The 22,239-nt window shown below is 35.3% G+C and carries 17 protein-coding genes; 5 read left to right on the top strand and 12 right to left on the bottom strand.

Annotated elements, in window-relative coordinates; all coding sequences use genetic code 11:
* Window positions 1-18: 18 nt before the first annotated feature.
* Together PEDSA_RS06270 and PEDSA_RS06275 are read right to left on the bottom strand one after the other, a co-directional pair.
* Window positions 19-1,023, bottom strand: a complete 1,005-nt coding sequence (locus tag PEDSA_RS06270) for a glycosyltransferase family 4 protein (protein WP_013632327.1) — start codon at window positions 1,021-1,023, stop codon at window positions 19-21.
* A 27-nt stretch (window positions 1,024-1,050) separates the two neighbouring features.
* On the bottom strand, window positions 1,051-1,614 hold the full coding sequence (locus PEDSA_RS06275; RefSeq protein WP_013632328.1) for a hypothetical protein: 564 nt from the start codon (window positions 1,612-1,614) through the stop codon (window positions 1,051-1,053).
* 233 nt (window positions 1,615-1,847) lie between these two features.
* On the opposite strand from PEDSA_RS06275, the gene PEDSA_RS06280 reads away from it, so the two are divergent.
* Together PEDSA_RS06280 and PEDSA_RS06285 are read left to right on the top strand one after the other, a co-directional pair.
* On the top strand, window positions 1,848-2,411 hold the full coding sequence (locus tag PEDSA_RS06280; RefSeq protein WP_013632329.1) for a DUF4142 domain-containing protein: 564 nt from the start codon (window positions 1,848-1,850) through the stop codon (window positions 2,409-2,411).
* A gap of 644 nt (window positions 2,412-3,055) precedes the next feature.
* Window positions 3,056-4,687 carry an ABC-F family ATP-binding cassette domain-containing protein gene (locus tag PEDSA_RS06285; RefSeq protein WP_013632330.1) on the top strand — a complete coding sequence of 544 codons (1,632 nt, stop codon included), beginning with the start codon at window positions 3,056-3,058 and terminating at the stop codon, window positions 4,685-4,687.
* Window positions 4,688-5,289: 602 nt separating this feature from the next.
* Here the strand turns inward: PEDSA_RS06285 and PEDSA_RS06295 are convergent.
* Window positions 5,290-5,679: a GIY-YIG nuclease family protein gene (locus PEDSA_RS06295; RefSeq protein WP_245546850.1), complete on the bottom strand. Its 390-nt coding sequence runs from the start codon at window positions 5,677-5,679 to the stop codon at window positions 5,290-5,292.
* 390 nt (window positions 5,680-6,069) lie between these two features.
* On the opposite strand from PEDSA_RS06295, the gene PEDSA_RS06300 reads away from it, so the two are divergent.
* Window positions 6,070-7,092, top strand: coding sequence for an LLM class flavin-dependent oxidoreductase (locus PEDSA_RS06300; protein WP_013632332.1), 1,023 nt, complete (start codon window positions 6,070-6,072; stop codon window positions 7,090-7,092).
* A 670-nt stretch (window positions 7,093-7,762) separates the two neighbouring features.
* Window positions 7,763-8,341 carry a Crp/Fnr family transcriptional regulator gene (locus tag PEDSA_RS06305; protein WP_013632333.1) on the top strand — a complete coding sequence of 193 codons (579 nt, stop codon included), beginning with the start codon at window positions 7,763-7,765 and terminating at the stop codon, window positions 8,339-8,341.
* A 189-nt stretch (window positions 8,342-8,530) separates the two neighbouring features.
* Here PEDSA_RS06305 and PEDSA_RS06310 read toward each other — a convergent pair whose 3' ends face one another.
* Together PEDSA_RS06310 and PEDSA_RS06315 are read right to left on the bottom strand one after the other, a co-directional pair.
* The gene (locus tag PEDSA_RS06310) at window positions 8,531-8,794 is read right to left on the bottom strand and encodes a hypothetical protein (protein WP_013632334.1); all 264 of its coding nucleotides are present in this window, start codon (window positions 8,792-8,794) and stop codon (window positions 8,531-8,533) included.
* Window positions 8,795-8,917: 123 nt separating this feature from the next.
* Window positions 8,918-9,190: a hypothetical protein gene (locus PEDSA_RS06315; RefSeq protein ID WP_013632335.1), complete on the bottom strand. Its 273-nt coding sequence runs from the start codon at window positions 9,188-9,190 to the stop codon at window positions 8,918-8,920.
* A 322-nt stretch (window positions 9,191-9,512) separates the two neighbouring features.
* On the opposite strand from PEDSA_RS06315, the gene PEDSA_RS06320 reads away from it, so the two are divergent.
* The gene (locus tag PEDSA_RS06320) at window positions 9,513-9,740 is read left to right on the top strand and encodes a helix-turn-helix domain-containing protein (protein WP_013632336.1); all 228 of its coding nucleotides are present in this window, start codon (window positions 9,513-9,515) and stop codon (window positions 9,738-9,740) included.
* A 34-nt stretch (window positions 9,741-9,774) separates the two neighbouring features.
* Here PEDSA_RS06320 and PEDSA_RS19505 read toward each other — a convergent pair whose 3' ends face one another.
* The 7 genes from PEDSA_RS19505 to PEDSA_RS06355 form a co-directional block, all read right to left on the bottom strand.
* Window positions 9,775-11,019 (bottom strand): AbiH family protein, encoded by a 1,245-nt coding sequence (locus PEDSA_RS19505; protein ID WP_013632337.1) that lies wholly within the window; start codon window positions 11,017-11,019, stop codon window positions 9,775-9,777.
* Between the two features lie 30 nt (window positions 11,020-11,049).
* Window positions 11,050-12,021 (bottom strand): hypothetical protein, encoded by a 972-nt coding sequence (locus PEDSA_RS20335; protein ID WP_013632338.1) that lies wholly within the window; start codon window positions 12,019-12,021, stop codon window positions 11,050-11,052.
* Between the two features lie 26 nt (window positions 12,022-12,047).
* Window positions 12,048-15,185: a type I restriction endonuclease subunit R gene (locus PEDSA_RS06335; RefSeq protein WP_013632339.1), complete on the bottom strand. Its 3,138-nt coding sequence runs from the start codon at window positions 15,183-15,185 to the stop codon at window positions 12,048-12,050.
* Between the two features lie 136 nt (window positions 15,186-15,321).
* Window positions 15,322-16,329: a nucleotidyl transferase AbiEii/AbiGii toxin family protein gene (locus PEDSA_RS06340; RefSeq protein ID WP_041536989.1), complete on the bottom strand. Its 1,008-nt coding sequence runs from the start codon at window positions 16,327-16,329 to the stop codon at window positions 15,322-15,324.
* A 4-nt stretch (window positions 16,330-16,333) separates the two neighbouring features.
* Window positions 16,334-16,936 (bottom strand): DUF6088 family protein, encoded by a 603-nt coding sequence (locus tag PEDSA_RS06345; protein ID WP_013632341.1) that lies wholly within the window; start codon window positions 16,934-16,936, stop codon window positions 16,334-16,336.
* Between the two features lie 126 nt (window positions 16,937-17,062).
* Complete coding sequence (locus PEDSA_RS06350; RefSeq protein ID WP_013632342.1) at window positions 17,063-20,026, bottom strand: TrlF family AAA-like ATPase; 2,964 nt, start codon at window positions 20,024-20,026, stop codon at window positions 17,063-17,065.
* A 135-nt stretch (window positions 20,027-20,161) separates the two neighbouring features.
* Window positions 20,162-22,219: a hypothetical protein gene (locus PEDSA_RS06355; protein ID WP_013632343.1), complete on the bottom strand. Its 2,058-nt coding sequence runs from the start codon at window positions 22,217-22,219 to the stop codon at window positions 20,162-20,164.
* Between the last annotated feature and the right edge of the window lie 20 nt (window positions 22,220-22,239).

A 22,239-nucleotide genomic window follows, 5' to 3' on the forward strand; every position in this document is an offset into this window, starting at 1 on the left:
GGTAGATAGATTTTTTATTTAATTAAAGGCCTGTTTACATACCGAAACTTCTAAAAACAACATTTCCCAATCCCGCGCAAACCTTTGGATATCGAAATGCTTTTTAGCAGATTCCTTTGCATTAGCACTCAGTTCAAAAGCTTTCGATTTATTTTCGATAAGCATATTCATGCAGTCTATCAAAAAAGAGATATCTGAATGCACATAACCGTTATAACCGTTTTTTATAATATTAGGCATCTCTGTTGTAGCCAAACCGACTATCGGAATCCCTATCGTCATGGCCTCGCACACAGCCAGTCCCAAACTGGTGTATCTTATCGGGTTAAAGAAAAACCTGTATTTCGAAATAAAATCAGGCAATTGGGGATGCAGCACCTCACCCAGTCCCAATCCCTCGGTCCCCATCCCTACCAGATCCAGTGGTACCTGCTCGCGTACCCGTTCGAAAATATCATAGCCTAATAAGCGGCCTCTTTGCTGCAGGTTATTAATAACCACTATTCCCCGGTCTATTTCTCCTGTATAACTTGCCGTAGCGGGCATAACACCATGTTCAATCACCCTTACATCGTCTACAGCAGTATTCCACATCAATTTATTAAAATGGGTCACATGCACCACCGTTACATCATTATCCTCTATGGGATGTAACTCGTTGGTCGGATGTCCCCAGGGCGGGTCATGCTCCAGATAAATCTTAGGCAATGCCCTTTGTTCCTCCGTTAAAATCTCGTACTGATCTACGAAATAATTCTCATCGGCCTGAAATAACAGCACATCAAAATCAAGACTTTTTACCTCTTCGGCCCTAACCTCTATTACATTTGCTCCAAAAGGAAACGTATTACCCCTGCCACAATACCTTTCGCTTCTTTGTTCATTCACAGGAATATATATATCATAATTTCCCTGTGACAGATAAAACAAATAACTGCCATGTATATGCCATGTAAAAATCCGCATCCTCTTTCTGTCAGCGGATAAAAGCTTATCGATATCAAAATCTGCTTGATGTGCCATTTTCTCTTTCTGTTTGTTAAAAATTAATTATTGTTCGTCCTCATCTTCGTCTTCATCACCGTTCAAACCGGGCTCTTTGTAATAATCAGCGTCGCTGCCTCTTATCTCTTCGTCCCTGTCAATAAGCTGCGAATGCTCATTGTCATTCTCCTGTGACATGTTATTGTCCCTTCTCTCAGAATCCGGGTTATGATTATCTCCGCCAACTTCATCCGACACCGAAGCGGTACCTTCATTTTCATTACCCGATGATGCATTGTCACCATTTCCGCCAGTATTAGACTTCTGGTTACTACTACCAATCTGATCCACCTCTTCCGAAGTAGCTCCTTCACCTGCCAGCCCTTCCGATACGTCGTTGCCGTGTCTCTCTGGTCCCTGGCCCTCGTTATCTCCACCAAGTTCGTTCTCTTCGTCAGAATCTAAACCCATTTGCGGAGAATCAGACCATTGGTCCCTGCCATCCTGATGCATCGGATCTGGTTGGTTATTGCCATCCCCCTGCTGGCTATTACCATTTCCATGGTTTTGCGCATTTCCTCCTTGCTGTCCACCATTGTTTTGCTTTTCTTGTTCTTCTCTGTTTTCCATAGCGTAAATGATTAAAATTTTAAACCTGGTTGTTAAACGTTGTCTTGAATAAACAGGTCCTTATAGGGAATGTTCTCCTGTATAATACCTGTTTTGTATCCATAGAATACTTGTTCGCTTATCGTATAAATACCCAAAAAGCGTTGTTTTATACCCATTAATCAGCAAGTCTGTACCCACACCATTTAATTGGCATTTTGTTGGCCGCACTACCTCAATAAATCTTTATTATCATGAAAAAATACAGTTTCCTCAGCTTGCCGATTGCCTTGTTAATTTGCCAGGCATGCATCAATAACAACAACCGTAAAACAGACTCCAAATCCGACACTTTAAAAGAGTCTACCGTCTTGCTCAACGAGAGCAGCGTGGATGGAGACGCGGCCTTCTTTCTTAAACAAGCCGCAGCAGGTGGTATAATGGAAGTGGAAGCAGCCAAGGTTGCCCTTAAGAAAACAAAAAACAAACAGGTAACAGATTTTGCCAGAATGATGCTTACAGACCATTCAAATATCAACAAGACCGTAAAACAACTGGCTTCCGATAAAAAGATCATCCTGCCCGAGGAACTCGACCCGGAACACAAAGCGCACATAGATAAGCTAAACAGCTTGAGTGAAAGCAATTTTGATAAAGAATATATAGATATGATGGTAGAAGATCACCGTAAAGACATCAAAATGTTCGAAGACTACTACAAAAGCTTAAGAGATAAAGATATATTGAACCTTATACAACAAACCTTGCCCATACTTAAAAAACATGCTGAAGCTGTGGAGAGGATAAAGAGAGGTTAATTTTAGATGTTTAGTTTTTAATGTTGAATGATTAATGTTTGATATTTAGTGTTGAGTTATTATAACTTGTTTGGACTCGCTTTGGGATAGTTTATATACTCCATTGGTGTACTTTATTTTCCTGCACACAGGCTCTCCGTCCTCAGAACCTTTCCCGAACTCGCTTCGGGAGCCGGACAGGCCTAGTTCTTTTTTCAGAAGGTATTTGATTTCTATAATGGCCTTCAAGAATGCTGAAGCATTTCCCTCCAGCTGGAAAGAACCGTTCCTGTTTAGCTCAAAATCCTATAATGCCATAAAGGCGTTCTTGGGAATGTTTGTAGGTTAGTAACCTTCAATGCATCATCCTGAGAAACTCGAAGCCCGCCTGTCTTAGCTATGCACTTGTATCGGCCTGCAGCTGTCTCTGCGTTAATGCCTTCTACTTCAGTTTTTCCTTATTATCAAAGACCTCCACCTTCAATAGTTATCTGATTCCGCTCCGACATAAAGTCGGGACAGGCTTCCAAATCTAATCATGCCGAAGGCATCCCTTGGGAAACTAGCAACCAAGAAAGGAAAACTTACTACTTACTACTTACTACTAAGAACTAACAACTAAACAACTAATAAACTATCTTTGCCGAAATTTTAATACAGGCATAGTGATCAACGTAAACAACATTTCCGTATCATTTGGCGGAACAAAGCTATTTAGTGACGTAACCTTTTCTATCAACGAGAATGACAAAATTGCGCTTATGGGTAAAAACGGCGCAGGCAAGTCGACCCTTTTAAAAATAATAGCAGGCGCGGGCCAACCTACCAGTGGCAGCGTAACAGGACCAAAAAATGCGGTAATTGCTTATTTACCACAACACTTACTAACAAAAGACAATGTAACCGTATTCGAAGAAACCTCCAGGGCATTCGACGATATACATAAAATGCGCGACGAGCTGGATCAGTTAAACGAACAGCTAACAATACGCACAGACTACGACAGTGACGATTATATGAAATTAATCGAACAGGTGTCCGAACTGAGCGAGAAATTCTACTCTATAGAAGAAACCAATTACGATGCCGAAGTTGAGAAAGTACTGAAGGGACTAGGTTTCGAACGTTCAGATTTCACCCGTCAAACCTCTGAGTTTTCCGGCGGCTGGCGTATGCGTATCGAGCTGGCGAAGATCCTGTTAAAAAAGCCTGATCTGATCCTTCTTGATGAGCCTACCAACCATATGGATATCGAAAGTATCCAGTGGCTAGAAGAATTTCTATTGAATTCCGCAAAAGCGGTCATTGTCATTTCTCACGACAGGGCCTTTGTTGATAATATCACCAACCGTACCATAGAAGTAACCATGGGTCGTATTTACGACTATAAAGCAAAATACAGCCATTACCTGGAACTTCGGAAAGAGCGCCGTCAGCATCAGCTAAAAGCTTATGAAGAGCAACAACGTTTTATTGCCGACACTACAGAGTTTATAGAACGCTTTAAGGGAACTTATTCAAAAACCTTGCAGGTACAATCGCGTGTCAAGATGCTCGAAAAACTAGAGATCATCGAAGTGGATGAGGTGGACAACTCCGCTTTGCGTTTAAAATTCCCTCCTTCTCCACGTTCGGGCAATTATCCGGTGATAGTGGAAGAGCTTAGCAAATCCTACGGGGACCATGTCGTATTCCAAAAGGCAAATATGGTGATCGAACGCGGTCAGAAAGTAGCATTTGTAGGGAAAAATGGCGAAGGTAAATCAACCATGATCAAAGCCATCATGGGTGAAATAGATTTCGAAGGTTCTTTAAAAGTCGGTCATAATGCCAAGATTGGCTATTTCGCACAAAATCAGGCTGCTCTACTGGACGAAGATCTAACCGTCTACGAAACTATCGATCAGATTGCCGTAGGTGATGTACGCGTTAAAATAAAGGATCTGCTGGGTGCATTCATGTTCAGCGGCGATGATACTACCAAAAAGGTAAAAGTACTCTCAGGCGGAGAAAAGACCCGTTTAGCGATGATTAAATTATTGCTCGAACCGGTAAACGTTCTTATCCTGGATGAGCCTACCAACCATCTGGACATGAAAACCAAAGACATCATCAAAGAAGCTTTACAGGATTTCGATGGCACCATCATATTGGTATCCCACGACAGGGATTTCCTGGACGGACTGGCAGAAAAAGTATTCGAATTCGGAAACAAACGCGTACGCGAACATTTCGAAGACATCAAAGGCTTCCTGGAATATAAGAAAATGAGTAGTTTGAAAGAGATTGAGAAGTAAGTATTTTTTAATTTGATATTTGTAATAGTCCGGCATTAAGACGCCGGACTATATTTTCTTTCTGCCATCTCACTTCCTCCATCATCTCAGCCCCCCTCTCCCCGTCATCTCGAGCGATCCCGAACGCTTTCGGGAGAGTCGAGAGATCTACAACCTGCCAGCACAAAACCAAACATAACTCTCCTGCTTCCATAGCCTACAGATTTCTCCACTCCGGTCGGAATGACGATCGATGAACGTCATCTCGAGCGAGCTTGAGAGTCGAGAGATCCCTAACCTAGCAGCACAAAACCAAACATAACTCTCCTGCTTCCATAGCTAACAGATTCCTCCACTACGGTCGGAATGACGCAAAAAAGTCATCTCGAGCAGTGCAACGAGCCGAGAGATCTCCAACCTACCAGCATAAAACCAAACATAACTCTCCTGCTTCCATACCCAACAGATTCCTCCACTCCGGTCGGAATGACACAAAAAAGTCATCTCGAGCGAGCTTGAGAGCCGAGAGATCTCCAACCTAGCAGCACAAAACCAAACATACTCTCCTGCTTCCATAGCCAACAGATATCTCCATTACGTTCCACTTCAGTCGAAATGACAATTCAAATCAAAGAATAAACATCCTCCGCCACTTCATCATTCAAAAAGCCCCATGTCGGATTCATCTTATTAATCAAATCCTCTTTCTTTTCCCTCGACCACCTTTTCAATTGCTTTTCCCTATCTATTGCCTGACTAATAGAATCCAGAAACTCATAATATACCAGATACAACACGTTGTATCGAAAAGTAAAACTTTGCCGGTTGTTACTGTTCATATGTTCCCAAATTCTTCCTTTTAAATCAGAAGTAACACCGATATATAATACAGTTTTATTTTTATTGGTTAGAATATATACAAATCCACCTTTATACATCATTACATATTTAGGTTTACAACTGAATATAAACTTATTGCTGATAAGAATCAAATTGATGTATCCTTTTTCCATTCTCCGTCTCCCCGTCATCTCGAGCGCTCCCGAACGCTTTCGGGAGAGCCGAGAGATCCCTAACCTAGCAGCACAAAAACCATAACTCTCCTACTTCCATAGCCAACAGATTCCTCCACTACGGTCGGAATGACACAAAAAAGTCATCTCGAGCGAGTGCAACGAGTCGAGAGATCTACAACCTGCCAGCACAAAAGCCATATATACATCCTGCTTACATAGCTAACAGATTCCTCCATTCCGGTCGGAATGACGATCGATGAATGATGAACGTCAAATAAAACCCTCAAACAACATTATGATGACATTAGGATTAAGAAACGAACAATAAATTGGTCTATTTTTAGCTATTAGTTTTACCAAATAAATTTTAGCATCTGATCATATACGATGAAAAAAATAGGATTCTTATCATTTGGACATTGGGCCAACCATCCGGCTTACCAAACACAATCCGCCAGCGATGTATTGCTTCAATCCATTGATTTGGCTGTTGCTGCCGAAGAAATTGGTTTAGACGGAGCCTATTTCAGGGTTCACCACTTTGCGGCTCAACTGGCTTCGCCTTTCCCTTTGCTTTCGGCTATTGGTGCTAAAACCAATAAAATCGAGATTGGAACAGGCGTTATAGATATGCGTTATGAAAACCCGCTTTATATGGTTGAAGATGCCGGAGCTGCCGATTTAATATCCGAAGGCAGATTGCAACTGGGCATCAGCAGAGGGTCGCCCGAGCAAGTTATTGATGGATGGCGATATTTTGGCTATGAAACTTTAGAGGGAGAAAACGATGCCGATATGGGGCGTCGCAAAGCACTGGAATTCTTAGACAAACTAAAAGGTATTGGCTTTGCCCAGCCTAACCCATACCCTATGTTTCCTAATCCACCAGGCTTACTACGATTAGAGCCTCATTCTGAAGGCTTACGCGATCGTATCTGGTGGGGAGCAGCTTCCAATGCTACAGCGATTTGGGCTGCAGAAAATGGAATGTTTCTCCAAAGCTCAACCTTGAAATACGATGAAAATGGCAAACCTTTTCATATCCAACAAGCAGAACAAATTAGGCTTTATAAAGAAGCATGGAAAAAAGCCGGACACCAACGCGAACCAAGAGTTTCTGTTAGCCGCTCTATATTTGCTTTGGTAAACGAACAAGACCGCTATTACTTCGGACAGGAAGCCAATAAAACCGATAAAATTGGTTTAATTGAACAAGATAAACGGGCCATTTTTGGAAGAAGCTATGCCGCAGAACCCGATCAACTCATTAAAGAACTGGCCGGGGATGAAGCTTTACAAGAAGCAGATACTATTCTTTTAACCATACCAAATACCTTAGGCGTCGATTATAATGTTCATCTGCTGTCATCAATTTTAAAATACATTGCACCAGAACTGGGCTGGCGTTAAAAATAAGATTAGTTCTCGAAACAGAACAAGATATAATTTTTATACCATACATGGTCTGTGTCTTCATTAGGCCATATATATTTTTACCATCAAACTCTCCCGTCTTTCGTCATCTCGCCCCTTCCCCGTCATCTCGACCATTCCTTCCCCGTCATCTCGAGCGAGTCGAGAGATCTCTAACATAGTAGCACAAAACCAAATATACATCCTGCTTCCATAGCCAACAGATATCTCCATTCCGTTCCACTTCAGTCGATATGACAAAAATTAATAACCGCCATCTCCGCCCCCCTTCCCCGTCATCTCGAGCGAGCCCAGCGAGTCGAGAGATCCCTAACCTAGTAGCACAAAACCAAACATATATCCTGCTTCCATAGCCAACAGATTCCTCCACTCCAGTCGGAATGACGAACGATGAAGGTCATCTCGCCCCTTCCCCGTCATCTCGACCGTAGCGGAGAGATCTCCAACCTACCCGCACAATCCCAACCTACCTCCATAACCAACAGATGCCTCCGTTCCATTTCGTTACAGTCGACATGACGGAATGGGGCTATCACTCTTGTTCAGAAAAATACAGATTATGAATTATTAAAATAAGCAAATCTTAAATATTCATTTTTATAAAAATCATATTGCCAGGTTTGATGTTCTTTTAAATAAAAACAATATGGAAACCCAAGCACTTTTTAGCTTACTTGAAGACCTGGTGGAAGAAATCCCTCAATCTTTCTTCATAAAGCTTGATCAGGAATTAAAACCTAAGCTATATTCTGAACGTACTATTATTATAGAACGAGGTTCTTATCAAAGGTACTTTTACTATCTATCTAAAGGAATAGCAACAGGAAGAGATGAAGAAAGAATAGTATCCTTCTTTTGCGAAGAAAATGAGATTATTCTATTTGATGAATCTTTCATAGACGACCTACCGTCCACATTGGAAATAACAGTAGAGAAAGGAAGTGTAGTTTATGAGATTGAGCGAGATAAGTTTTTAAAATTTGAAAACAAACATTTCACAAATATTCTTTTGACAAAAATCCTATTAGCTAATGATAGCTATTTTAATAGTTTAAACACCAAAATGAAATCTTTATCAGTAAAAGAGCGAATTGAATTAGTGCGCAAACGCCATAAAAGTTTCTTTTTAGCTAAATTAGATATACTAGCATCTTTTATGGGAGCATCTATTGCTCAAGTGTGTACACATCGAAAAGCTTTGGCTAAATTAGGTGTTAAATCATAGCACAATCCAGACGAACAAGCCTACAAGCAAACTTACCACTCTCTACTTACTACTTACTACTTACTACTTACCACCTATAACTTAAAACCCAATACCCCCCCAAAAAAACCACCCGCCGCCTAGATAAAAGCCCTATATCTATTTGCGAGCAGGTGGCCAATAAACCGCTATGAATTATAAAAAAGGTTTTTAAACTTTCATTGAAACTGCTATCTCTCCCCTTTCTGTCTTCAACTCAATCTCCAACAATTCCAATACATCCAGCAAACGTTTCAAATGCTCATAAAAAGCCAACAGGTCTTTCTTCTGTGCTACGGGCTGACTGCTGAATCCATCAGAAACGGTTAAAGCAAAAAACTTCCAGAGCAACTCTTTGCTCTCTGCCGATTTATAATCGCCTAACAGTTTCTCCAGTTCGGAGATAACTTGCTGGTATTTATACTCTATGCTCATATATTGATTAGGTTTATGGTTAAGATTTTAATGATAAAAAACAGGCTGTCCAACCTGCATGGCTTCAATAAAAAACTACTACTATTTTTACCATAACATGGACAGCCTTATGAGAGCGAAAAATTATTCTGGTGATTTGATAATATAAGGATCTGTTAATTGACGGCTACCTAAGGTGCTTTCGGTTAGCATAGGTTCCAAAGCATTCAGCACCTGCTGCAAATGCGCGTAAACCGCCAAAAGCTTTTCCCTCCTTTCCAAAGGCTGACTGTTGTAAGCTCCGGATACAGTAAGCGAAAACAATTGCCAGAGATAGGCCCTGGTCTCCTCAAGGGAGAACTCTTGAAAGCATTCTTGTAGCATGTCTTCGAAAAGCTGGGTCTTTTGTTTTTCCATGATACCCGTTATTTATTTAACGAGTCTTGCAATAGAATAGAAATACAAAAGTGGGTTTCTACCTACCATAGCTTCAGTTTGGTTCTCACGCCTTATGTTGATATGGAATTACAGTAGAAACCCACTCTTATTTAGAAATGCTAAAATAGCATAAACTACAAAAGAATGGGTAAAAATCTACTGTTTTGCATCAACGGCGTGAGAAATGAAGCTGCAAAACTCTTATTTATACCTTTTTATAATCAAATCAAATATAATAAAAATATTTAAATAAGGACAAATAAGTCCTAATATTTTCTTCTTAATATTTGGATTTTGCGGTGTGGGAAAACAGTATAGAGATCAAGAATATTTAATCAATGTCGGCAAACGACTTATGGAAATCCGTGAAGCGAAAAATATAACACAGGAAAAGCTTCAAGAATTGACTGGATTAGATATTAGACAAATCGGTCGTATTGAACGAGCCGAAACCAATGTCTCTATAAGTAGTATAAAATTGATTGCTGACTGTCTAAAAATTTCTGTATCAGAGTTATTAGATGTATAGGTTTTGGACAACAAAGTAAAATCTCAATTAAGACCTAATTACACTGCGGAAAAGCATTAGCTTCATCAAACTCAACAATAAGCTTACGCATTCTACCCTTATCACTAAAATGCCTTCCTAAATTCACTGTCTTCTCCCAAAAGTCATTAGTCCCATCAGGCTTTTGATAATGGAATATCTTTACTGATTTACAATGCTCATGATCAAAAATTTCTTTAAACATGGTGCGATCAGATAAACCACAAGAATGTCCCATTATAAATACTTGATAATCGCCGCTATTTAAAAAACGAATTAGATTTCTATAATTAGGAGTGTTAAAGTATTGATAGGATTTGATATGGGTAAATAAATCATTATTGCCTTGCTCCTCAAACGTTAAGTAATCTTTATCATGTTCATCTCCAAAACCAAAAATGAGAGGATTTTTAAGCTCATATAACTCGCCATGGATATGATTAATTTCTACCTTTCTAAATATACTTTGTTCAATAACATGATCTTTATAATGATTGAATGTATCGGTATAATTAAAATTAACAACGTACAAATAATGGTCTTCTTCTTTAAACCTATCATCAAATCCCAATTTTTGTCTTAAATTTTCATAATCTACTGTAGTGTCAAAATCAGATATATTATATTTTGATTTAATATGTGCGATAAGGTTTCCTTTTACACTTACTCTTGCATTTTTTTGTTGTATTTCTAAATACTCTTTAAGCTTTCCTTTTATAAATTGGAGTTCATCATTTAACTGATTAACTTTTTTAAAGTCAAATTGACCTTCTCTATTTTTACAGTTCTTTAAAGCTTCAAAATATTCATTTTCTACATCTACCCAATTACAATCTTGACAATTGATTATTAGATTTTTTAATAAATCGGATAAGACATTTACTTTAAAAGGTTCATTACGATTATCATCTGACACTGAAAAGTGATCACTATCAGCTATTATGAAAACCGGAATATACTTTTCATTAATATTCAACAGCTCTTTTATAGTTCTTTGTTCAAAATGACTTGCTATAAAGTAAATCAAATCATCCTTTGTATAACCAGAATGGTAAACCCCTTCTTTATATGCAGTAACAACTCTTGTGAAAGAATAAAAATCTTTAAATTCAATCTGAAGCAATTCATCTTTGTAAATGCTAGGTAGGTAGCTTCTACTACCAAAACATTCAGCTAAATACCATATCAAAAAATCCTTATAGCTGGTTTTTAAACCATGCGCTAAATCAAAACCATTACCTACAAGTATAAGTCTATTCATACACTTTACTACGCTTAGTTTTAATAAAACTTAGAACACATTATCCAACGATTTCGCATTTAATATTCTATCACGCGACGAATACCTGGGACTTTGAGGTGCTTTTCCTTTTATCTTTCCTAAAGGTATACTTTTAATCTTCTGAGCAGGTTCTGCAAAGTGGAGTATATATTTATTGGTGTCCTTCCATTGCTCTATAGACTTCACCTCCGCAATATGCGTAATAGCCGAAATAGGCGCTACCTGATAAGCAGCAATATATTTTATTTTAGGTATCATAGATGAATTTAGGCGTATTGCATACCAACAATTTTCATCTATAAATACCTCCTTAAACCCATCTTCCCTAGCAGGAATTACAATGGTATCTATATCAGAAATATCTATTTTTTCTGTATCCTCTGTTACTTCATTCAAAAAAGGCTCAAACTCGTAAAGCAGTTTACCACTTTCAGATTGATATCTTTTTAACGTAGTAACCTCTACCGGAAACTTAAAACGACTAATTAATACCGTTTCAAGCTCATCTCCTAACTCATCAATAATTAATAAGGCATTAAAAGAGTCTTTTTTATGGATAATAGATTCCAATAAATAATCAACATTTTCATAACCATTACTTTTTGCAAATGCTTCACACTTTTTCCATTCAACAGGTCTTTTCTGAAGCATTTCTTTAATGATGTTCTTCACTTTTACTTTCGAACTTTCAAAAGACAAAGAGAATTCCAAAATCTGAACGGCTATATGTTTTAAATGTTGATGGCTAGCTAAATCATTTTCTACCACAAATATCTTTGGGTCCTGCTTATTGGTTAAATCTATTAAATAGCCATCAGGTAAATTATTAGTATTTCCCTTCTGTCCTATTTTTTTCTTATCGTCAAGATAAATTCTTGTCGAACCAAATAAAGCATCTTTCACAAAATGTACAGCCTCTTCTAAGTCTGCCTCTTTTTCGAACGGAACCTCTGTATATTGTTCTTCTTTATTCCAAAGCATGATTACTTTTAATAATTATCTTAAAACTACCTATTCCTCTTAAAATTCTCTGCCTGTTCCAATACATTCTTATACACGTCATCCTGTGTAATGGGCGGATAACCATACTGATGTAGTTTCACTATAATATCCATTTTCAATTGCGCCTTAATATCATCCCGATCTGCCCAATCCGGATACTTAGCCGTATTATCCACTATTATTTTAATTTCTTTGGCTAGCTCCAGCATTTTATCCTTATCAAACTCAAAACCGTACTGTTTACAAATCATATACAGGATATCATAAAAAGCTTTCTCTTCATAATCAATTCCCAAATCATGAAAAGAATCCATCTCTATACGAAGTTTTATAATCAGGTCCAGCATTTGCTCAGCCGTATCAGCCTGGATACCATCATAATCTAATACATCCCTTTCGCTTCGTTCGTTATACCTATTAACAATCGTCTGTAAACGTACCGAGAAATCTTGTCCTTTTACTTTATTTACTTTTTTAAAATCGCCGATAGCTTGTTTTAATAAGCGCTCCAGAATTTTAATTTTAGTATTAGGTAATTCTAAATTAGCTATCTTTTCAATAAACTTATCATTAAACAAATCAATCGTATTTGCCTTATGATCATCCAGTTTAAAAATCTCTTCAACTCCTTCAGAAATAATCGCTTCTTCTACCAGCTTAGCAACCTTTTCATTCATCTGTGCCGTATCAGGTGCCTCACCTTTAGTCAACTTCACTACAATAGATTTTACCGCAAAGTAGAAATGAATTTCATCCACCTCTCTTAAAGCAAACAATTCCGAACCACTCACCAAATTATAGGCAGACTTTAATTTCTTGGTTACATTTACAAAAAACTTCTCCGACTCCTCGGTTTGCAAAACCAATTCAGAAGCATTATTTAAACACTGTAAACGTTCTACCGGCAAACCATCGTAATATTTTGAAGCATCAAACTTGTAGAAGAATTGTCTAAGTAAATCAATCTGATCACGAACAATAATCTCTGCCTGACTGATATCTTCAAAATCATCATCTGCTGTCTGATTATTGAATAATCCTAAAGCATGGTTCAGATTTTTCTTGATACCAATATAATCCACTACCAGACCTCTATCCTTACCCTGATATTTACGATTTACCCGGGAAATAGTCTGAATAAGATTATGCGTTTGCAAAAGTTTGTCAATATAAATAGTATCTAAAAATGGTACATCAAAGCCCGTCAGCCACATATCTACCACAATGGCTATCTTGAAATTAGATTTAACCTGTTTGAACTGGCGATCCAGTTCTTTGCGCTCCTCCTTACTACCCAACAAATCCCATAAATCCTTTTCGTCATCCTTATTACGGGTCATCACCATCTTAACACGCTCTATAGGCTTAATCTCTTTCTGCTCTTTTTCATTTAAGCCCTCAGGAAGCATAACCTCTCCCCATGCCGGGCGCAATACTAAAATTTCTTTGTATAATTTATAGGCAATACCACGTGAGGCACAAACAAACATCACTTTCCCGGCAACTGTTGCATTTTCTTCTATACGCTTTTCGTAATGCGTTATAAAATCCTGTGCAATAGCCTTAATACGATCGCCATCACCTAAAACAACTTCCATTTTTGCAATAGCTCTTTGACTGTACTCTACATGATATTCCGAAGCGCCTTCTTGCAGTGCATTTTCATAATAATTTTCAATTTCCTGTACCTTATTATAATCCAGATTCACTTTAGCTGCCCTGCCCTCATACACCAAACGCACAGTAATCTCATCATTTACAGACTCAAACATTGTGTACGAATCCACCACATCGCCAAACACCTCTAAAGTTTTATCTATTGGTGTTCCCGTAAAACCAACGTAGGTTGCATAGGGTAAGGAATCATGTAAATACTTAGCAAAGCCATACGATTTGGTTACTCCTTTTTCCTCATCAATTTTCACCTTTAAGTCCAGATTAACCTGCGAACGATGCGCCTCATCAGAGATACAGATAATATTAAAACGATCTGATAGGATCTCGTCATCTTCAGCAAATTTCTGAACCGTTGTCAGGAATACCCCGCCACTTTCTCTACCACGTAAACGGGCTCTTAAATCAGCTCTCGATTCAATATTGATGATATTCTCGTCTCCTATAAAATCTTTGGCATTGGTAAAATCTTTAGACAGCTGGTCATCCAGGTCCGTACGGTCCGATATAATAATAATCGTGGGGCTGGCAAAATCTGTAGAGCGCATCAGCAAACGCGATAAATACAACATGGTATAGCTTTTACCACATCCCGTTGCTCCAAAATAAGTTCCCCCTTTACCATCTCCCTCTGGCTTACGATGCGCTAGAATATTTTTATATAACTTATTGGCAGCATAATATTGCGGATAGCGTGTCAATATCTTCAATTCATGTTTAGACGTATCTGGAAACAACACAAAATGGTGAATAATATCTACCAATCTGCTTTGGTTTAGCATTCCATGAACAATAGACGTAGCGGTTTCTATACCCGTCAGGGCTTTCTTTTCATTTCCTGTAATTTTGTTCCACCCGTAATAAAATTCGTAAGGCGAAAATACCGTACCCGCTTTGTTATTCACACCATCAGAAATCACACAAAACACATTGTATTTCATCAACTCCGGAATGTCTCTACGGTAGCGTACAGTCAATTGCTTATAAGCATCATAAATGGTAATTTCCTCTTCAATAGCGGTTTTAAATTCAAAAACCACTACAGGAATTCCATTGAGATATAAAATCAAATCCGGAATACGCAATTCTGATCCTTGAACCTCTAATTGATTGGCAATTTTGAATGTATTATTAGCTATATGCTCGATATCAATATATCGAATATGCAAATCTTTCTTTTGTGGATTGTTTCGTTTAAAAATCAAACCATCTGCTAATAATTTACAAATGTATTTATTAGAGTCATACAGATTGGAAGCTGACTGAAAAGCTATTTCGTTGACAATGCTTTCCAATTCTATTTCTTCCAAATCTTCGTAACGATTCAATAAAAAAGAACGCAAATCTTCCTTAATCAGAACTTCTTGATTAGAAACTCTCGATAATTCTTTCCCATCTATATAATGATAACCCTCTGTTTCCAAAAGGTGGATAAATGCTTGTTCTAATTGCAATTCGGTGTATTTCATAGTAACTTTTTCAAGCTAAGTTTTTTTTATTCTGTAGTGTCTATTAACAGGTTAAACTTGTTTGTCCAAATAAGCACATTTAAACATGCTTATTTGGATGTTTTTGTATCAAATAAGAAATATCTGCTCAATCACGCTACTTATTTTGACCCTGTTCATTCCATTTATTTTCAATCTCTTGTATTCTATTCAATAATTCTTTCCAATCCAAACTTTCGTCAACAATCATATTTTCTTGCATAGTCTTATAATCCGCTTCCCATTTCGAGCGCACTTCGTCTGGCGGAAGTATCTTTATTTTTCCTTTCTTATGATTTGAATAGTCAAGGCCTCTTATAGGGTTAACTGTTTTTCTATGCTCTACAATAGCATGAAACAATTCTTCATCTTGTAGAGCTAACAGACCATATTCTGCCTTCATTAATTTTTCTAAATCATAAAAATGCCTCGTTAATCTATCGGTTCTAATTTTATCAGTAGGTTTAGAGAATTCTTCGTGTAATAATAAAACTTTCTCAATAAAAGTTCGGGTAGGCACTACAACCTGCACTTCAAATGCCGGCTCCGCAAAAGATAAACCTTTATAATTTTCGTCTATAAATGAAATAATAGATTTAGTTTCTGCGGGCTCTGTTAACGATCTTGCACCTAATTCTAAAAGAACTCTTTGCTCAACATACGCATTGCTAACAGGTACTACAGATTGATAATATACCCCTAAAGTATTCGGATCACTGGTATCATCTACATGGTCATTGTACTTAATTTCGTAGAAAGCCTTATCAATTCCTAATTGATCTAATTGATGAATCAACTCTTCTCTAAACTCATTGATAATAAAACTTCCGGAAGCTTTTCTTAATTTTTTGATTTGTGTTATTGAAGTTAATTCATCAAACCCTAATAAATGACGATCAATGACTAAATCAATATCCTCTGAAAATCGATGGATTAAATGATAGGCCTTGCTTAGCGAAGTTCCACCTTTAAAAATAACAGACTTTGCGTATTTAGACTGAAAAATTGCTTTCAATAAAATACAAACCCACCAATCTTTTTCTATTACAAAAGCAGGCAACCCTTTCGCTATACCCGTTTGTTCAAGCACCTGAACTTTTTGTTCTTTTGTGAGCTTAATCCACATTTCGCTAGGCTGTATAAAGATTAGTGATATGCTTCTGTATCCATACAGGAGCATATTTTAACTGTTTTTGGATCACTTGCTCATCTAATTGAAGGATGTGAGGCTTTATTTGTTCTAAGAACGCTGCTGATATTTCTTGCTGACCTGTTTCTTTAAAGGCCTGCACAATTAAATGCAACAAGTCGTCTTTGATAGCAAAACTTTTGGGAACTGTTTTTTTAAATTGAATGGTTCTGTTACCTATAGCTATAGCCCTTTGCGAACCATCTGTTAAATACACTGCTTTTAAGGGAATCTGCGTGGTAAGTCCCAATAAAAACAAAGCCAATACCCCTGTTGGAGCAATACGGGCTTTATCTCGTTGTGCTATTTGTCTGGCAATTTCTTCGGTATTCGGATAAATGGTTCCTAATAAAGGATCTTTCTTAGGTTTCAGATAAATACCATGTGCCAAACGCTCTACAATGCCCTCTTGCTCTAAACGAGAAAGTACCTTGCGAATATTATCTGCAGAACCATACTTTGCAAAATCATCCAAAAAAAATATTTCGCCAAATGAAGACTTAGAAATCTTTGTTTGTATTTGATTTTTAGACGATTCTGTCATGTTTTTTTATTGGTTTTGTCACAAATTTAGTAAATATTTGTGACAAAACGTATCCTTCACAATAAGGATTATCCTGTTATGAATAGAGGATAAAGGTTGGTTTTAATGAGGATTTGGTGTATTTCACTATTCGTAATATTTTAATTTACGTTTATTGAATGCAGGCATTGCACCTTCTAAAACTTTTACGATACAATCGTTTATTACAGGATTTTCGATAGCTCCAGCTTTAAACGAAAATTTATAATTGTTTTCCTTATCTAATTCTGTGAAAATTACCTGTTCAGCATCCGCAACAACAGCTAAATTAGGATTATGTGTAACTAAAATTATTTGTCTTTTAGCTTTTGCTTTTTTTATAAATGGAACTAAAATATTAGCTACACTATGATTATCTAAATTATCTTCTGGTTGGTCAATGATCAGCGGAATATCATTATTATCTAACAATAAATAGAAAATTAAAAGCAAAGCACCTTTCTCTCCTGGGGATAATTGGTTTAAGCTTTTATTACCTTGACGAAGTTCATAATTATAATCAACGAAATCTAATGAGAATAAATAATCATATAATTCAACGACATCACTAACTTGATTTTCAATATTAGTTGATTGATTATTAGCATCTCTCAAATCAACAAACAAAGCATTAGTAATAGATTTTAACAGGTCTGAAATATTATCAAATGTATCTAAACTTGATTGTTCCAATATTTTCTTTAACTGAAGTTCAGCGTTTTCTTTACCATAAAAAGTTCCTATTTTATTCAGAGAAATATATTCTAAAAACTTCTTTTGAAAGTTAGACTTCAAAACAAATGAAGCTTCTACTTGTATAGGGTATGCTGCAAGTAAATAAGCATTTTCTTCAATTATTTTATCAATTTTTTGTTTAACATTTTTATAAATTCCTAATACAGATTCTTTTAGTTCAAAAATTTCTTTAGTTACTTCTATACGTAATTCTCTTTCTGTTTGAATTTCAGAATCAAGTATTTCATTAATATATTTTATTTCATTCTTAAAGAACTCAAGACTGCCACTTGTAGCGACATTTCCAATGATCTTATTCCTATTTTCTTCCCAATGCTTTTTATTAATAAGATAATTTTGATAGATTTTATCTGCCTCACCTAGCTCATTTTGTATTCTCGCTTGTTGTAACTTTAGTTCATTAATCTTTTGAGGAATAGTTTTAAAATTAGGATCATCGCTATTTTCTTCTCCTAATAGTACTTTTATTTTTGTGTATTCATCATCTTTTACTGTTAATACCCTATCAATACTTTCTAGATTAGAAGTTATTGTTAAGATAGTGTTGATATCCAAACCGTATTTTAACAATTCATCTTTTATTTCTATTTTGAAGAATTCAAATTCTTTAAGCTTATTTTCAATCTTTTGCTTAATTGCCTTCAAATTATTAATCTCAATCAATATATTTGATTTCTTATTCGTGGTAGAAATCAACAATTCAGTTTCATCTTCAATTTTCTGATTTAATTCGAAAAGCTTCTGATTTATTACTAGATTATTTTTAGCATGTTCTGGGTCATCATTAGGATTAGGAACTGCATTAGGTTCAATCAAAGCTTTTAATTCATTGTCTTTTAGTTGAATTTGATTTTCAATGCCTTTTTTATACTCAGGATTTAGTTTTTTCTCTTTCTCAAATAATGATTTATTTATTGCCAGAAGTTTGTTTTTTAAACCAAGTATTTCCTCTTCAGTAACTGAAGTTTTAAAATCGATTAATTGCTGAAAGGTATTTTTCCCCAATTTATCTGCTTCTTCTAAATGAGTGAACACAACATTCTCTATCTCTCTATTAAAATCCTCAACAGAATCGTGATTGTTTGTTAATCTTTCAAAATAACCTTGAGGTAAATATTTCACCTTTTCGGGTACGGATTCCGCAACTTTGTCATTTAAGTTCTTGGTTACTGAGTTACCACTTTTCCATGTTAGCGTAGCTTCAAAATTAGATGATTTTCTACCATTATTTTCTCCAAATCGTTTCTTATTTAAAAAAGAAAAATCATCATGACTACCGCTATAATCTCCACATAATCCAATAATATCAGCTAATGCACTTTTACCATTACCTTTGTTTCCAATAATTGCAACTAATTCTGGATTCAGCGGAATTTCTATATTATTAAACCATTCACCTTGTGTTTTAGGATCATAGCCAGCAACTGAATTTAATTTAATTGAATCAATGTATTTTGTACGATTTGTATTTATCCTTTCTTCAATCGGATTTTTATCTTTAATTAGAACCCTATCAATAGGTTCAACAATTAAATGCTGTAATGCTTTAAAACTTTTTTCTCCTTTAATCCAACAGTATCTAGCAGTTGGTTTTGAATCTCTATCTCGTAATTTCCCAAATGGATAATCTAATTGATGTGCATCACTACCTTTTAAACAAGCTATATTTTTTCCAACATCATTTACACACCTATCACTTAAAAAATAATCGATTTGCTTTTGATTTCCTGAACCTAATAAATGAGCAATATTAATAATACCTAATTTAAAAAACCCATCATTAACTGGATCTATAGCATCAATTCCACCATATTCGTCATATGGAACCCATATTAAAAATTTGTTTTTTAATATAGAAGAATTAAGTTTTTTAATTGTTTCAAAATAATCGAAAGATATTTTTTTTAACTCTTCAGGATTAGTAACATGTCCGAGTTTAGATTCATTTCCTCCATCAAATTTACATTCTAAACTATTTATCTCGACTTCTATGCTATTTACATCAATACTATTGTCAAATATTATATGAAAATTAATACTAACACCCCCATCGGTCGCAGTTGAATTTTTGTGATTAATTTTATTGTTCATTCTTAATTCCACTACAGGAAATAGAATTTTATTATCAACACCTCCTAAATCAATAATTTTTTTATATCCTTGAATAGAACAATAATCATTAATGCCAATTACATCAGCTTCTGATTTTTTTAGATTTTCGATTAACGTTGGATAATCAGCATCATTTGCAAAACCCGATGCAGGTGTGTGCACATGTAAATCCCAAACATTCCATTCTGAACCTTTATTTATCATAATCAAAGTTTTCTAGTAGTTTTTATTAGTTTTAATTTTCCACCAACCTCGCAAAGCGACTTAACAAAAAAGATTGCTATTGAGTGAGTTTTTAGACGATTATAAAAGCTTGTTCTAATTGTGATTCGGTGTATTTCATTGGTTAATTTCCTTCTCCCATTTATTTTTAAATTCAGTGAATTTATTTTCAATGTTTTCACCATTCAAAAGTCTATTAAAAATAAAAATAGCTGATCCTATCAAAAAAGTTGTAGGTAGTAACCATAACCATTTACAATATTCTTTTTGCATAGACCCTTCAGGCAGAGAGTTTGCATACTTGGTATAAACGGAAACCATATTCCAACCTTCATCTTGCCAAGCGAACAATAAAGTAATAAAAATCAAACAAATAATTAAGATAGGGATACAGTAAAATGCTTTTGATTTATACTTCGCTAAATCAAGTTTCGCTTTAGTATTAATAAGTTCATTTCTAACCTTAGTATTTTTAGCTATTTCTGCTATTTTCTGCTCCTTTTCAACATCTTTTATTTGTTGTAGCTCTTCAATTGCATGTAACGTGTTTTCTTGATATTTCTCGAATTTGTTTTCTAATCTAGTCTTAGATTTCATCAATTGCTCAATTTGAATTTCTAATTGAGATTTAGCAAACAATCGAGATTTTTCAATTATTTCTTCTTCAGTATTAGCTTTATCTAAAATTCCTTTAAAACCAATATTAATCATTTGAGAAACGATAGTACTTTGTTGAGTAAAATCAGTTGTTATCTCCGAAATCCCATTTAATATCAATTGAAGGTTCTCATTAGAAATTCCCTTTTCCCCATTACTAATATTTAAAAAACTAACAAAACTCTTAAAGTCGTCATTTGTTCTATTTAGATATCGTAATAAAATACTCATCCACTGGGAAGGTAACAAAACTATAGGAATGGAATTATTTTGACTATAATCCCATTTTCTTAATAGCTGATCTGCTGAGATTAAGTAATATTTACAATCAAAAATATTAGCATAATGACCATTTCTGAGAAATTTAATTACTTGAATATTTTTTGCATCTAATATACTAGCCTCTAAATTAGATGGTCTCCTCTCACTTTTGAAAGAATTTATTTGAGACCCCATATCTAATATTAATTCTTCAATTTTTGAGTCCTTAACATCATAGTGCTCTTTATAATCCTCTTTAATATCAAATTTTTTCTTTAAGTCATCTATTAAAGAAAATATATGCGCACTAAACAATTCGGTTGAATCATTTACTCTTTTTCTTCTCCATGTATGATAGTAATCAATAAAGTCTTGACTTTTTCTAAAATTCAGAAAAACCTCTGAGTTAATTTTGGCAGTATTATATTTTGCCATTTGTCCTATATAGAAATCCAAAGTCTTTTTTATTTCATCTATAGTATATTTTGAAATATACAAAGACTCTTTTGCATCCTTAAATTTTTCAAGGAAAGTTAGCGTTCTATTCATACGATTTTCGCCATTTATTCCAATAGCTCTAAAAATCACATTCGTATCAAGATAAAACACCTTGTTTTTAAGATTCTCTAATTTAAAATTTGTCCCCTTTTTATTAGTGATTAAACAATACTCAAGAGCTAAATTTGAAATATCAAAAATCATTTTATTTTTCTCATCATTATCCCAATTCAAAAATGTATTGATAATATCAATTTCTAAAGAATTTAAATTGTGATCATTATTACTCAATAAATCTTGAATCTGAATTGTAGGGTCTACAAGTTTGCTAAAACTAGAAATGTTGGTCTGAAAAATTTCGTACAAAAATCTATAAATGATAATTTTTAAATCTTTTAAATCAAATTGACCATTACTCTTGTGAAATTCTTCAATAAAATATTCTAAATTATTCGTGACTATTTTGCTTTTAACAGCTTCAAAACGCTTTTGTGTAAGTGTAATTTTTATCTCATCAATTTTACAATTTGAGGTGTTAAAATAATCAGCATCTGAAACCACATCTCGAATTTCTTCTTCAGTAAAGTCTAAATTATATTGTTTATTTAGCTTATCAATTAATGAATGTAAACCAAGAAAATCATTATGATTGTCTATGAAAACTGACTCTATGACTTTTCTATGTAAAGTTTTAGAACTTACTTCATAATTGTTATCAGCATAAAGAATAGCTGCTAGTCTAAATATTTCTTCTTTCATTTAAGTCTTTATCGGTTAAT

Origin of the sequence: Pseudopedobacter saltans DSM 12145 (genome assembly GCF_000190735.1) — a bacterium.
GTDB lineage: Bacteria > Bacteroidota > Bacteroidia > Sphingobacteriales > Sphingobacteriaceae > Pseudopedobacter > Pseudopedobacter saltans.

What these genes read in the sequence shown, in the direction of transcription:
- PEDSA_RS06355 (WP_013632343.1), bottom strand. Translation starts at nt 22,219, where the DNA reads ATGAAAGAAGAAATATTTAGACTAGCAGCTATTCTTTATGCTGATAAC.
- PEDSA_RS06270 (WP_013632327.1), bottom strand. Translation starts at nt 1,023, where the DNA reads ATGGCACATCAAGCAGATTTTGATATCGATAAGCTTTTATCCGCTGAC.
- PEDSA_RS06345 (WP_013632341.1), bottom strand. Translation starts at nt 16,936, where the DNA reads ATGACAGAATCGTCTAAAAATCAAATACAAACAAAGATTTCTAAGTCT.
- PEDSA_RS06305 (WP_013632333.1), top strand. Translation starts at nt 7,763, where the DNA reads ATGGAAACCCAAGCACTTTTTAGCTTACTTGAAGACCTGGTGGAAGAA.
- PEDSA_RS06310 (WP_013632334.1), bottom strand. Translation starts at nt 8,794, where the DNA reads ATGAGCATAGAGTATAAATACCAGCAAGTTATCTCCGAACTGGAGAAA.
- PEDSA_RS06280 (WP_013632329.1), top strand. Translation starts at nt 1,848, where the DNA reads ATGAAAAAATACAGTTTCCTCAGCTTGCCGATTGCCTTGTTAATTTGC.
- PEDSA_RS06315 (WP_013632335.1), bottom strand. Translation starts at nt 9,190, where the DNA reads ATGGAAAAACAAAAGACCCAGCTTTTCGAAGACATGCTACAAGAATGC.
- PEDSA_RS06335 (WP_013632339.1), bottom strand. Translation starts at nt 15,185, where the DNA reads ATGAAATACACCGAATTGCAATTAGAACAAGCATTTATCCACCTTTTG.
- PEDSA_RS06295 (WP_245546850.1), bottom strand. Translation starts at nt 5,679, where the DNA reads ATGGAAAAAGGATACATCAATTTGATTCTTATCAGCAATAAGTTTATA.
- PEDSA_RS20335 (WP_013632338.1), bottom strand. Translation starts at nt 12,021, where the DNA reads ATGCTTTGGAATAAAGAAGAACAATATACAGAGGTTCCGTTCGAAAAA.
- PEDSA_RS06275 (WP_013632328.1), bottom strand. Translation starts at nt 1,614, where the DNA reads ATGGAAAACAGAGAAGAACAAGAAAAGCAAAACAATGGTGGACAGCAA.
- PEDSA_RS06340 (WP_041536989.1), bottom strand. Translation starts at nt 16,329, where the DNA reads ATGTGGATTAAGCTCACAAAAGAACAAAAAGTTCAGGTGCTTGAACAA.
- PEDSA_RS19505 (WP_013632337.1), bottom strand. Translation starts at nt 11,019, where the DNA reads ATGAATAGACTTATACTTGTAGGTAATGGTTTTGATTTAGCGCATGGT.
- PEDSA_RS06300 (WP_013632332.1), top strand. Translation starts at nt 6,070, where the DNA reads ATGAAAAAAATAGGATTCTTATCATTTGGACATTGGGCCAACCATCCG.
- PEDSA_RS06350 (WP_013632342.1), bottom strand. Translation starts at nt 20,026, where the DNA reads ATGATAAATAAAGGTTCAGAATGGAATGTTTGGGATTTACATGTGCAC.